The sequence below is a fragment of the Janthinobacterium svalbardense genome (assembly GCF_002327145.1).
GTDB classification, from domain to species: domain Bacteria; phylum Pseudomonadota; class Gammaproteobacteria; order Burkholderiales; family Burkholderiaceae_D; genus Janthinobacterium; species Janthinobacterium tructae.
This window is the reverse complement of the sequence record NZ_CP023422.1, coordinates 3801168-3813920: the sequence shown is the minus strand read 5'-3', so window position 1 is coordinate 3813920 and position 12753 is coordinate 3801168. Positions and strand designations below refer to the sequence as shown.

The following is a 12753-nucleotide window of genomic DNA, read 5'->3' as shown; positions in this document are numbered from 1 at the left end:
TGATACTGCTATGATGCACGCACGCTGGCCCCGTGAACGCCGGTGAAAAGGAATTGTCCATGAATAGTTTCTTCTGCCGCGGCTTGCCGCAAGTCTGCACGCTGCTTGCCTGCGCCGCCTTTTCCCTGCAGGCCGATGCCGCCGAGCCCACGCTGGAAGCGACCATTGTCGCGCTCGACGCCAAGGCTTTCGATGCCTTCAATCACTGTGCCGAAGCGGGACGCCTGCAGGAACATGCGAGCTACTTTGCCCCGGATGTGGAGTTTTACCACGACCAGGGCGGCGTCACTTGGAACCGCGATGCGATGCTGGCCAACACGCAACAGCATGTCTGCGGCAAATTTCGCCGGGAAATTGTCGCTGGCTCACAGCGCGTCTACCCGATCCAGGACTTTGGCGCCATCGAGCAGGGTTCGCACCGTTTTTGCCACTTCGATACGGGTAGCTGCGACGGCCTGGCCGATTTCACCATCATATGGAAACAAAGCCCGGCAGGCTGGCACATGACGCGCGTGCTCAGCTACGGGCACCGCGCGAACAAATAAGTGATATCCAGGCAAGCCTTGCCGGACCTGTCTCCGCGCGCCGTCATTGCGGGCAACATCGACGACGTGCGCGCGCTGGCGCTTGCCGCCGCACACCCGCACATGCACGCGCGCACTATCTATGCCGGCGAGGTGCTGGCCGGCTTTGCCCTGTATGCGGAGCCGGGCCCGGCGGGCCGGCAGGGGCAGGGCCTGGCCGCGACGGGCAACTGTCGCCATATCGCCGCAAAAAATATATTTTCTGGCAATTGTATTGCTGAAGTCCTATGAATATGTTTACAAAGCAACTATACTCATAGCTCTTTAAAAAATCATCGTCACGCTGGCGGCCAGCTATCCGCGCCAGAGTTCGACCGTATTCGCTTGTTCTCTCTGAACGGGCACCTTTCCCCCGCGCGGCAGGCGCGGGCGTGATGACCGAGCCTTGCCCTGGTCGACTGCTACCGTTGTCATTTTCGCTGTGTTGCCGCTTTACTAAAAAGCCTGGCGCCGGCGCGCGGTACGCTGTCATGTTTTGCGACGTCACGTTTCACTCTATGTAGTTCACGACAGTATGCTGAGTTCCATCTTTGCCTTTTCGACCGATACCGTGCCGTATATCTACGGCACGCACGATGCCTGGCTTGTGCTGTTTTCCATCGCTATCGCCATCTTTGCCTCGTTCATGGCCCTGCAGATCGCCGGCATGGCGCGCAGCAGCGAGCGCGGCTTCCAGCGCCAGACGGCCATCATCACGGGCGCCATCGCGCTCGGTGGCGGCATCTGGTCGATGCACTTCATCGGCATGCTGGCTTTCGACATCTGCACGCGCGTGTCCTTCGAGCCCGCTCTGACCCTGCTGTCGATGCTGCCTGGCGTGGCCGCGTCGTGGGTGGCGCTGAACCTGCTGGCGCGTCCGCGCATCAGCTGGCGCCAGCTGGTGGTGGGCGGCGTGCTGGTGGGCGTGGGCATCGGCTCCATGCATTACAGCGGCATGGCCGCCATGCAAACGTCGCTGACCCTGCACTACCAGCCGTGGCTGTTTGCCCTGTCGCTGCTGGTGGCCGTCACCATGGCCATGCTGGCGCTGTGGATACGCTTCGGCCTGAGCGCCATGCGTCAGCGCCTCAGTGCGCTGACGGCGCTGCTGGTCAGCAGTGTCGTGATGGGCCTGGCCATTTCCGGCATGCATTACACGGGCATGCTGGCGGCGCGCTTTTCCGGCACGCCCACGGCAGGCGAGAACACGATTGTGGTGCAAGCCTCGTTCGTGGCCCTGGCCGTGGCCCTGATCACCGTGACCCTGACCGTCTTCGTGGCCGCCGCGAACGGCTTGCTGCGCTACCGCCAGTTGCTGCGCCATGCCAGCGCCAGCGAGTCGCGCCTGCGCGCCATCGTCGATACGGCGGCCGATGGCCTGATCACCATCGATGGCCAGGGCAAGGTGCGCTCCTTCAATCCCGCCGCGGAAAGTCTGTTTGGCTGGTCCGAAGCGCAGATCGTGGGGCGCGACGCCAGCGTGCTGCTGCAAGCAGCCGATGCGGCCGCGTACGAGGGTTATTTACGCGACTACCTGGAAACGGGCGCCTCGCGCATCCTCGACAGCGGACGCGAACTCGATGGCCGCCACAAGGATGGCGCCGTGCTGCCCATGCGCGTGGCGATCGGCAAGATCGACACGCCGGGCCAGCCCCTGTTCGTGGCCTTTGTCACGGACATGCGCTCCTCGCGCAGCATGGAGCAGGCGCTGAAGGACAGCGAGCGCCAGTACCGCACCCTGATCCGCAATATCCCCGGCGTGTCCTTCCATTGCAGCTTCGCGCCCGAATGGAAGATGATTTTCATCAGCGATGCCGTCTTCAACCTGACAGGCTGGATGCCGCAGGACTTCGTCGAAGGGCGGGTCAGCCTGTTCGAGCTCGTGCATCCGGACGACCGCCAGCGCGTCAACGACACCTGCGTGCAGGCGGCCGGCGAGAAGCGCGATTTCGAGAACGTCTACCGCCTGATCCACCGCGACGGGCGCGAGCGCTGGGTGCGCGAAAGCAGCGGCCCTGTGCTCGACAACGACGGTGTGGTGCGCTGGATCGACGGCGTCATCCTCGACATCACGGAAAGCGAATTGCGCAACGCCGAATACGAAGGCAAGGTGACGGCCATCTCGCGCGCGATGGCCGTCATCGAGTTCGACCTGCAGGGGCGCATTCTGGCGGTCAACCAGAACTTCCTCGACCTGCTCGGCTACCAGCGCGATGACGTGCTGGGTCTGCACCACAGCATCTTCTGCGAACCGGCTTATGTCACTTCGCCCGACTACATCGCGTTCTGGCAGCAACTGGCGCAGGGCGAATTCAATACGGGCGAGTACAAGCGCATCGACAAGGATGGCCGGGAAGTGTGGATACAGGCCTCGTACAACCCGATCTTCAACACGGACGGCAAGCCGTTCAAGGTGGTCAAGCTGGCCACCGACGTGAGCGAGCGGCGCGCCATGCAGGAAAGCCTGCGCGCGGCAAAAGACCGCGCCGAGCTGGCCGCCGAATCGAAAACCAGCTTCCTGGCCAACATGAGCCATGAAATCCGTACGCCGATGAACGCCATCATCGGCTTTACGGAAGTGCTGCTGGGGACCGCCCTGGACAGCCTGCAGCGCCGCCATCTGGGCACGGTGCGCCAGTCGGCCCGTTCGCTGCTCGAGCTGCTCAACGACATCCTCGACACGGCCAAGCTGGAAAAAGGCGCCACCGAGCTGGAACTGGTGGACTTTTCGCTGCCGGACCTGGTTGACCACGTGGCGGCCTCCCTGCGCATCACGGCGCAGGCGCGCGACCTGGTGCTGCATGTCGACGTTGATCCGGGCATGGGCCAGTTCTTCCTGGGCGACGCGCGCCGGCTGCAACAGGTGTTGACGAATTTGATCGGCAACGCCGTCAAGTTCACGGAGGTGGGCCACGTGCGCGTGGCCGTCGCCATGCAGGGCGAGCAGGTGCATATCGCCGTGCACGACACGGGCATCGGCATCCCCGCCGACCGCCTGGACAAGATCTTCGCCCCATTTACGCAAGCCGATTCTTCCATGAGCCGCCGCTTTGGCGGCACGGGTCTGGGCACGACGATTTCGCTGCAGCTGGTCGAACTGATGGGTGGCACCATCACGGTGGAAAGCACCCTGGGCGTGGGCAGCGTGTTCCATGTCTTGCTGCCGCTGGCGCCGGGCAAGGCCGTGGCGCGCCGCAGCGAACAGCCCGTGGTGGCCTTGCCGCCGCTGCGCATCCTGGTGGCCGACGACGTGCCGCAGAACGTGGAGCTGCTGCAGATCAGTCTGGGCGCGGCCGGCCACCAGGTGATCGCCGCCAGCGATGGCGAGAGCGCCGTGCGCGAGTTCAGCCGTGGCAGCTTCGACATCGTCCTGATGGACGTGCAGATGCCGCGCATGGATGGCCTGGAAGCGACACGCCTGATCCGCGTGTACGAGCGCGAACAGGGCTTGAAGGCGACGCCCATCATCGCCCTGACGGCCAGCGTACTGGAACAGGACCGGCGCGCCGCGCAGACGGCGGGCATGAACGGTTTTGCCTCGAAGCCGCTGGAAATGCACAAGCTGACGGCGGAAATCGCCCGCCTGCTCGATATCGCCGTGGCCATGCCGCCGCCGGCGGCCGGCTCGGCGGCGCGTACCGCCGCAGGCCAGGTGGACTGGCAGCGCGGCATCGCCCTGTGGGGCGGTCGCGAAACCCTGCATCGGGCCATCGCGCGTTTCGTGCAAGCCAATGGCGATTGCGCCGCCATGCTGGCGGCGGAACTGGAGCGTGGCGATGGCAGCGTGGCGGGCCACCTGCTGCACCGTATCAAGGGCGCGGCGGGCAACCTGTGTCTGGTGCAGATGGAAAGCCTGCTGGGACGCATCGAGCAAGCCATCGCGCGCCAGTTGCCGGCCACCGAATTGCTGGATCAACTGGCGGCTGCTTTCATGGCGCTCGCCGGCGAGCTGGAGACGGACGCCGGGGCGATGCCGGTGCCGGGCAACGCAACGCCTGATGCCGCCGCGCCGCTCGATGCGCCCGCCGCTGGCGCCTTGCTGCGGCAAGCCATCGCCAGCCTGGAAGGCGGACAGCTGGACGATGCCCTGATGGCGCAGATCGCCGCCATGCTGGCGCCACACGGCCAGCAGCAGCGCCTGCAGGCGCTGGCCAGCGCTATCGACGATTTTGAATTTGCGCGCGCTGCGGACGTGCTGCGCCAGCTGCTGGCGTGGCTTGAGGCTTCCGCGCCGGCCGACCTTTCCTGATATTGGGCTAACGATGACCTTACACGAAGACAAACCGATCCTGCTGCTGGTGGACGACGAAGCGACGAATCTGCAGGTGCTACGGCAAATTTTGCAGGATGATTATCGCCTGCTGTATGCCAAGGATGGCGAGAAGGCGCTGGAACTGGCGCAGAACAATCCCGTCGAACTGATCCTGCTCGACATCATGATGCCCGCCATGACGGGCTACGAAGTGTGCCGCCAGCTGAAAGCCATGCCGGCGACCGCATCCATCCCCGTCATTTTTGTGACGGCCCTGTGCGACGTGAAGGACGAGGCGGATGGTTTTGACGCCGGCGCCGTCGACTACATCACCAAGCCCGTCAGCCCGCCCATCGTGCGCGCCCGCGTGCGCACGCATTTGTCGCTGGTCGATGCCGAGGAATTGCGCCGCTCGCGCCTGCAGGTGATCCAGACCCTGGGCCAGGCGGCCGAATACAAGGACAACGAGACGGGCATGCACGTCATCCGCATGAGCTATTACGCGCGCCAGCTGGCGCTGGCGGCCGGCTACAGCGCGGCCAGGGCGGAAGATTTATTGAATGCGGCGCCCATGCACGACGTGGGCAAAATCGGCATCCCCGACGCCATCCTGCAAAAGCCGGGCAAGCTCGATGCGGACGAATGGAGCGTCATGCGCCGCCATGCAGAAATCGGCGCGGCCATCATCGGCGAGCACGCGGGCGGCCTGCTGAAAATGGCGCGCATCATCGCCCTGACGCACCACGAGAAATGGGATGGCAGCGGCTATCCGCAAGGCTTGCAAGGCGAGGAAATCCCCCACGAAGGCCGCATCGTCGCCATCGCCGACGTCTTCGACGCGCTCACCAGCGAACGCCCCTACAAGCGCGCCTGGACGGTCGAAGAGGCCATCGCCACCATGCAGCGCGACAGCGGCACGCACTTCGACCCGCAACTGCTGGCGCTGTTTGTGGAACACTTGCCGGCCATGCTGGAGATCAAGGACAAGTGGCGCGAGCCGGTGTTGGGTGGCAAGATTGCGCAATAATTCAGCGCGCAGCAAGGCCAATGCCGGCAGGCGTGCAGCCATTTCTGGCGGGATAGGTGTTTCTTCCAGTTCAGGCGTCATGCCGGACTAGCCTGCGATGTCAGCCATCCCCCTATGCTGCCACTTGGCCGCCGCCAGCACCTTGCGCAATCTCTCGTTTGCCGGCAGATCCAGCAGCGCTTGCTGACTGGGATGTACCTCGACCCGCGTCTCGAATGATTGTCCTGCAAGCATCTCTGCCGGCGACAGTTCGTTAAATTCGTCGACACTACTGACCCAGAAGGCATGGATTTCACTAGTCGGCTGGTCGGAAAGGATGGCCAGTACCGGCCCAATCAGTTCCGGCACGGGCTGGACAAATTGCCAGGCTGGAAATTCCTTGCCGATGCTGCGCCCCTTGGGCGTCACGCAATAAAACCGCCGGCTTTCCACTGCGCGATACAGCGACGCCTGCGACAGTTCCACCCATCCTTGTCCAATGACATCCGACACCTTGAGTTTTGACACGGAAAGCTGGAGCGGCGTGAGCGGTGGCGCGGCGCCCAGAGCGGCGCGCGCCTGATGGAGCGCGCGCGTGGCCAGGTCGATCAGGCGCTGGCGCTCGGGGCCTTGCGCCAGTATGCCGAGCTGTGCGGTCACGAGCTGCGAGAATTGTTCCACCACTTGCAGGTCCTTATCTGTCCATTCCTGAAGCTCTGTCGCCAGAGTATCGTGATGCAGATGCGCTGTCATGATGAATCCTTTACAGTAGCGTGGTAAAGAACACCATATACAAGATTCTCATGTTTCGCAACTTTATCGTGCGGCGCGACTTTCTTATCCAGCGTTAAGCCATGCGGGGAGCATGCCAAGTGCCTTAAGGCAAAGTGTCCGGCAACCGCAAAATCCGCCGTATCTCCAGGATCGCCTGCGGGCTTTCCTGCACGCTGTGCCAGGACGGGATGACTTTTTCCGACAGGGCGCCGTCGAGGTGGGCGCTGGCGTAGGGCACCACGCCGTCGCTCGATTGCGCCAGCGGCAGGTCCGGCGTGTCGTTGCCCATGATGGAGTAGTAGCGCACTTTCGGGCTGATGGGCAGGTCGGCCACCAGGCGCACGAACGGGTCCTTGTCGCTGAGGTTATCGATGCTGTTGGGGATGCGCAGCGGCTCGCTGCTGCCCGTGTCGAGCTGCGCCAGGCTGCCGGCCGCGTCCGACAGCTGCTCGAGCATATTGATGGGCAGGGTGACGAGGTTGGCGATCCAGCGCGCCACCTTGTGGTTGGCGAACGAGGTACCGCGGTGCGGCGCGGCGATGAAGATGGCGCGGTTCACCTGCGGCATGGCCGTGAAATTGAGGTAGGGCGCCAGTCCTGCGCGTACTTTTTCCGCCTTCTGGCCCTTCAAATGGTATTCTTCCGTGATGGCGTCGAGCAGGGTGTTGCTGGCATCCGATACCATCAGGCGCGCCAGCACGCCGCCCATGCTGTGGCCGATCAAGACCATGTCGTTCGCAGCAATCGCCTTGGCTGACGGGTCGAAATGCGCCAGGGTGGCGGCCAGCGCCTGGCGGATGGCGGCATTGTTGGCCGCCAGTGGCGCATTGCTCGGGTAGTACACCTGCCAGATCTGGTAGCGGCGCCGCAGCTGCTCGTCGCCCATCAGTTCATTCGCTACATTGATCCACGCTTCCGGACTGCTGGCCAGGCCGTGCAGCATGACGATGGTGCGCTTGTTCGGGTCGTAGGGCTGCATCAGGTGCACCTGCGGGCGCGAAATGCCGTCGGCGCGGCCGAACAGGGTGCGCAGCGCCTGCACGCCGAAGCCGGAACGGGCCAGCCACAGGCCATAGCCGGCCGTGAAGTTGGCCGCCACCGGCAATTCCTGGCCTGCCATGCGCGTCGAGTCGCTGCGCGTCGGGTCGACCAGCATCACCATCAACTGCTGCGTGGCCAATACCTCCTGCAAGCTGTTGCCGTCGAAGCGGATCAGCGCCGTGACGACGGGGAAGCGGGTTTCCTGGTAGGGCACATACTCGCCTTTCGATGCGCCTGGCCTGGGCATGACGGCGACCAGGTCGGCGCCGAAGCCGTCGCGCCGGTACACATTGCGCAGGCCGGAAAACGACAGCGAGGTGGCCGGCAGCAGTTCTTCTGGCAGGGTGCCGTCTTCGGGCAGGCGCAGGGCCGACAATTCGCTGTCGATTTCCCAGCCGGCGACGCGGATCACATGGCCGTCAGGGCGGTATTCGCCACGGTGGCGGAACAGGTTGCCGACGGCTTTTTGCACTGCATAGTTATAGTAGTCGCGGATTTGCGTCTGGCGCTCCTCGAAGGCGCGCTGGCCCGGCGTGCGCGTCGTGTAGAACAGGTAGGCGTAGGCGTAGCGGGCCGATTCCAGCCAGGCAGCCAGCAATTCGGCGCTGGCATGGCCACCTTGTTTTTCTTCCGCCAGTGCGCTTTCCAGCCACAATTCGGACAGCGTCGCCAGGCGCTGCTCGTCGCTGAGCAGATCGGAGCGGGCCAGGTCGGCGCGGCAGCTGCCCGTATTGCTTTCGCAGGCGGCAATGTCGCTGCCAATAATGCGCAGCACTTCGCTGGCCGCGGCGCTCAATTTACCCGTGGTGAGGATGTCGCCGCGCCGCTGCTGAAGGTAGTCAGCCGGGGAGATCGCGCTGACGGTGACGGCGGCGCAGCCGCTCAGCAGCGCCACAGCGCACAGCAGGGCACCCAGGCGCAGTCGCCGCATCAGCCTGGCCGGCATCTCAGAACGAATAGACCAGGGTCAGCGATGTCTGCGTATCCGTGTTCTTCTTGTCGTCCGGTACGCGCGTGTCGTTGCGCGCGCTGAAGGCGGCCTTCATCTGCATGGTGCCGTTGATTTTCGTGCTGAGGGACGTTTCGGCGATGGAGTGGGTGTTCGAGGTACCGCGTTCGACGCTGAGCGTCTGTGAAAACATCGCCGACTGGCTGATTTTCCACTTCATGGCGGCCGCGCCGCGCACCGTCAGGCCGTGCTCCGATTCGCCCGTGTCGTTGGTGCCGCTGAAATAGCCAGGACCGAATTCCACGTCGACGCTCTTGTCGCTCGACTGGTACCAGCGCGAGCCATGACCGACGGCCAGGGTCGAGTACTTGGTATAGGCGCCGAACTTGTCGTTCACGTGCGAGGCCAGCACGAACAGTTTTTCATGGTCGGCCATCAGTTTGTAGGCGGCCTTGGCGGAAGCAGAAAAGCGTTCGGCCGAGCGTTCGCGCACTTTCTGCCCGTCGTCATCGGTGATTTCGTCTTCCTTGAAGTAGCCACTGAAGATGTACTGGTTGCTCCAGTCATCGAGTTCCTGGCGCGCGTCGATCTTGCCCGTCACCGAGGTGCCGACCGTATTGCCCGAGGTGGTGATGGCGCCCAGTTCGGCGGAAGTGCTCCAGCTGCCGATGGGAATTTCATCGAACAGCATGGTTTGTTTTACGTCTGCGGCGGCGGCGCTGCCGCAGGTGATGGCCATGGCCAGCGCCAGTGCGAGAGAGGGGGTCGATTTCATGGCTGTATTGGTCTGTGGCGCGCGCCGGGCGCACCTGCGGTTCGTTAGTGGCAGTGGTATTGGTGCCGGCCGCCGCAATCCGCATGGCGCCTGGAAACAGGGCGCGCGGGCGCGGCCAAACATTGTCTAGGCTGTATTGTACCCGACCCCGTCAGCGTTTGCCGCACGCGACAGGGCTGGCAAGTGGCGCGCGCCTGGCGTATGCTGCGCCTGTTTGCTGTCCCGATCTTTACAAGGAATCTCCCGTGCGCTGCCTGGTCATCGAAGACGAAGCCGAAACTTCCCGCTATATTTGTGCTGGCCTGCGCGAGGCGGGCCACGACGTCACCGCTTGCGACAATGGCATCGACGGCATGCGCCTGGCCTGCGGCGAAGACTGGGATGCGCTGGTGCTCGACCGCCTGCTGCCCGGCGAAATCGACGGCCTGGCCATCGTCGCGCGCCTGCGCGGCATGGGCCGCAACACGCCCGTGCTGGTGCTGTCGGCCCTGTCCAGCGTCGACGAGCGCGTGCGCGGCTTGCGCAGCGGCGGCGACGATTACCTGTCGAAACCGTTCGCCATCGCCGAACTGCTGGCGCGCATCGAGGCGCTGCTGCGGCGCGCCGCGCCCGTGCCCGAATCGACGCAGCTGCAGGTGGCCGACCTGGTGCTCGACATGCGCACCATGCGCGTGACGCGCGCCAACCGGCAAATCGCCCTGCAGCCGCGCGAATTTCGCCTGCTGGAATACCTGATGCGCCACCAGGGCCAGTCCGTCACGCGCGCCATGCTGCTCGAAGCCGTGTGGGACTACCATTTCGACCCGCAGACGAACGTCATCGATGTGCAGGTGAGCCGCTTGCGCACCAAGGTGGACAAGGAATTTTCACCGCCGCTGATCCACACGGTGCGCGGCGTCGGCTATACCTTGGGCGTGCTCGATGGTGCGTAACTGGCACCGCTCCATTGCGGCCCGCCTGGCGCTCGGCTATGGCGTGCTGGTGGTCGTCTCGATCAGCATCGTCTGCGCCGTCTTCTATTTCGGCACCATCGGCGTGCTCGATCGCAGTGTGGACCGCAAGCTGACCCTGCTCTCGGAGCGCCTCGCCACGCTGTACCAGCAGGGTGGCAGCAGCCACACGACGGCGGAAATCGCCCATCTGCTCACCGACCGCACCGACAGCGACACGGAGATTTTTTTACTGGTGGATGCCGATGGGCACCGCGTGGCGGGCAATCTGTCGTCCTGGCCCGACACGGCCAGTCCCGTGGACCGCTTGCTGCACCGCGACGTCACGCGCGAAGGGCGCAGGGTGCCCGCGCGCATGCTGATCCGCGACCTGGCGGGCGGCGCGCGCCTGTTCGTCGGACGCGACATGGAAGAGGGCAAGTCCATCCGCACGCTGGTGCTGCGCTCGCTGGCCTATGGCGGCGGGGTGGCCATTTTGCTGGTGGTGGCGGGCGCCTGGCTGTTCCGGCGCCAGCTCGAGGCGCGCATCGGGCAAATCCGCCGCACGGCGGGGGAAATCGAGGCGGGCGACCTCTCCCGGCGCATTCCCGTCGCCAGCGAGGATGAATTCGGCTTGCTGAGCCGCGATATCAACCGCATGCTCGACCGCATCGAACACCTGATGGAAGGCGTGCGCCACGTCTCGAACGCCATTGCGCACGACTTGCGCACGCCGCTGGGTCGCATCCGCAACAAGCTCGATGGCGCTTTGCGCCAGCAGCAGAGCGTGGCTGGCTACGAGAGCGCGGCGCAGGCGGCCATCGACGACATCGATGACCTGACGCGCGTGTTCGACAAGCTGCTGCAGATCGCGGCGGCCGAATCGGGCATGCGTCCCGAGAATTTCGATGACATCGACCTGCAACTGATCGGTGCCGACATCGTGGAAATGTATGAAGCCACGGCTGACGAGCAGGGCGTGCTGCTGGTGCAGATGGTTGGCGACAGCGTGCCGGCGCGCGGTGACCGCAACCTGCTGGGCAGCGCCCTGGCCAGCCTGGTCGACAACGCCATCAAGTATGCTGGGCCGGGCGCCACGGTGGAAGTGTCGGCCGGCCTGGACGCGCAGGGCAGCTGGCTGGCCGTGCGCGACAACGGCCCCGGCGTGCCCCGGGAAGAATTGCCGAAGCTGACGCAGCGTTTTTACCGGCTCGACAAGAGCCGCCATTTGCCCGGCAATGGCCTGGGCCTGTCCATCGTGGCGGCCATCGCGGCCCTGCACGGCGGCAGCCTGGACATCGAGGATGCGGCGCCGGGCTTGCGCCTGCGCCTGCGCCTGCTGCGCTAGTCAGGCAGCACATTACCAACTTGTAACCCCCTTCGTTTTCACCTCCCCCTATCATCCGTTCTACCCGGCGTAGAGCGGCTGCGTGCGCGCAGCCGCCTGTTTCGGGCTGTCCGCGGCTTGCTGCGGCTTGCCTTTCCCGACACGTCGTAGAGCCGTTTTCATGCATACTTTTATCGCCACCGGCGACAACGCTGCGCCGCAACAGGCGCCACTGCGCCAGCATGGCCACCGGATCAAGGCTGCGCTGGGCGCCATCGTCTTTCCCGTGCAGCGCGCGCGCTGGCAAGCCTTCATCGCCGGCACGCCGGGCCTGGCGGCGCTGGCGCAAGCCCATCCCAGCCTGCTGTACAAGATTTATCGTCCCTACGCCAGCCGCCAGCTTGGCTGCGCGGCGAGGGTGGACCTGCTGCGCGGGCATTACCGCTTCCTGTGGCAGGCCAGCGCGCGGGGGCTGGTGGAATACGCGGCGCGCCGCGCGCTGGTGCTGGCCAGCATCGAGGGCAAGGATGGCGCGACCTACCGCTTGCAGCTGACCGCCATCCATGACAGCCACCGCGAAGGGGAGCTATGCCTGCGCCTGACGCGCGACGGCGTCTCGCTGTATCTGGCCAGTTTTCTGTTCCGGCCCCAGCCTGGCGGCGCCGTCATCCAGCTGGGCGCCTTGCAGGGCTTGCGCTCGCCTGCCGGCGCCCTCGCGGTGAAAGAGGCCACGCGGGCGCTGCATGGCTGCCGGCCGAAAAACCTGATGGTGGCCGCCTTGCGCGACCTGGGCGACTTTTTCGGCTGCGGCCATCTGCACTTGGTCAGCAATGCCAACCGCATCGCGCTGAACTGGCGCCGGCGCCGCCACATTTCGTGCGACTACGACCTGGCGTGGCAGGAGCTGCATGCGCTGCCCACCAGCGACGGCAATTACCGCCTGTCATGCGGCCCTTGCCGGATGCCGGACATCGAACTGGTGCCGTCGAAAAAGCGGGCGGACGCGCGCCGCCGCGGCGCCATGCTGCTGCAGCTGGCGGCGGACATGCGCTGGCAAGTGGCGGCCCTGTTGCACGCGCAATGACGACGCGGGGCCGTGTTTCTTGACCTGCGCAGCTTTTTTGCCGGGCGGCCCGG

General features: G+C 64.9%; 10 protein-coding genes. 7 read left to right on the top strand and 3 right to left on the bottom strand.

Annotation, left to right across the window (positions count from 1 at the left end):
- The first annotated feature begins 59 nt into the window (after positions 1 to 59).
- The 4 genes from CNX70_RS16940 (at position 60) to CNX70_RS16925 (ending at position 5842) form a co-directional block, all read left to right on the top strand.
- Positions 60 to 545, top strand: coding sequence for a nuclear transport factor 2 family protein (locus CNX70_RS16940; protein ID WP_096235664.1), 486 nt, complete (start codon positions 60 to 62; stop codon positions 543 to 545).
- 18 nt (positions 546 to 563) lie between these two features.
- Positions 564 to 815 carry a hypothetical protein gene (locus CNX70_RS16935; protein WP_096235663.1) on the top strand — a complete coding sequence of 84 codons (252 nt, stop codon included), beginning with the start codon at positions 564 to 566 and terminating at the stop codon, positions 813 to 815.
- Between the two features lie 283 nt (positions 816 to 1098).
- Complete coding sequence (locus tag CNX70_RS16930) at positions 1099 to 4812, top strand: PAS domain S-box protein (RefSeq protein WP_096235662.1); 3714 nt, start codon at positions 1099 to 1101, stop codon at positions 4810 to 4812.
- A 13-nt stretch (positions 4813 to 4825) separates the two neighbouring features.
- A complete protein-coding gene (locus CNX70_RS16925; RefSeq protein ID WP_096235661.1) occupies positions 4826 to 5842 on the top strand; it encodes an HD domain-containing phosphohydrolase in 1017 nt (338 codons plus the stop codon).
- A gap of 87 nt (positions 5843 to 5929) precedes the next feature.
- On the opposite strand, the gene CNX70_RS28940 is transcribed toward CNX70_RS16925, so the two are convergent.
- The 3 genes from CNX70_RS28940 to CNX70_RS16910 all read right to left on the bottom strand — a co-directional run bounded on the left by CNX70_RS28940 (position 5930) and on the right by CNX70_RS16910 (position 9360).
- Positions 5930 to 6574, bottom strand: coding sequence for a hypothetical protein (locus CNX70_RS28940; RefSeq protein ID WP_244198834.1), 645 nt, complete (start codon positions 6572 to 6574; stop codon positions 5930 to 5932).
- A 124-nt stretch (positions 6575 to 6698) separates the two neighbouring features.
- Complete coding sequence (locus CNX70_RS16915; protein WP_167389674.1) at positions 6699 to 8567, bottom strand: esterase/lipase family protein; 1869 nt, start codon at positions 8565 to 8567, stop codon at positions 6699 to 6701.
- A 16-nt stretch (positions 8568 to 8583) separates the two neighbouring features.
- On the bottom strand, positions 8584 to 9360 hold the full coding sequence (locus tag CNX70_RS16910) for a DUF481 domain-containing protein (RefSeq protein ID WP_096235659.1): 777 nt from the start codon (positions 9358 to 9360) through the stop codon (positions 8584 to 8586).
- Between the two features lie 245 nt (positions 9361 to 9605).
- On the opposite strand from CNX70_RS16910, the gene CNX70_RS16905 reads away from it, so the two are divergent.
- The 3 genes from CNX70_RS16905 to CNX70_RS16895 all read left to right on the top strand — a co-directional run bounded on the left by CNX70_RS16905 (position 9606) and on the right by CNX70_RS16895 (position 12700).
- Entirely contained in the window at positions 9606 to 10292 is a 687-nt protein-coding gene (locus CNX70_RS16905; protein ID WP_071077124.1) for a winged helix-turn-helix domain-containing protein, read from the top strand.
- Entirely contained in the window at positions 10282 to 11637 is a 1356-nt protein-coding gene (locus tag CNX70_RS16900; protein WP_096235658.1) for a sensor histidine kinase, read from the top strand. Before CNX70_RS16905 ends, CNX70_RS16900 begins: the two co-directional genes overlap by 11 nt.
- Positions 11638 to 11797: 160 nt before the next feature.
- Entirely contained in the window at positions 11798 to 12700 is a 903-nt protein-coding gene (locus CNX70_RS16895; RefSeq protein ID WP_096235657.1) for a VirK/YbjX family protein, read from the top strand.
- Positions 12701 to 12753: the final 53 nt, after the last annotated feature.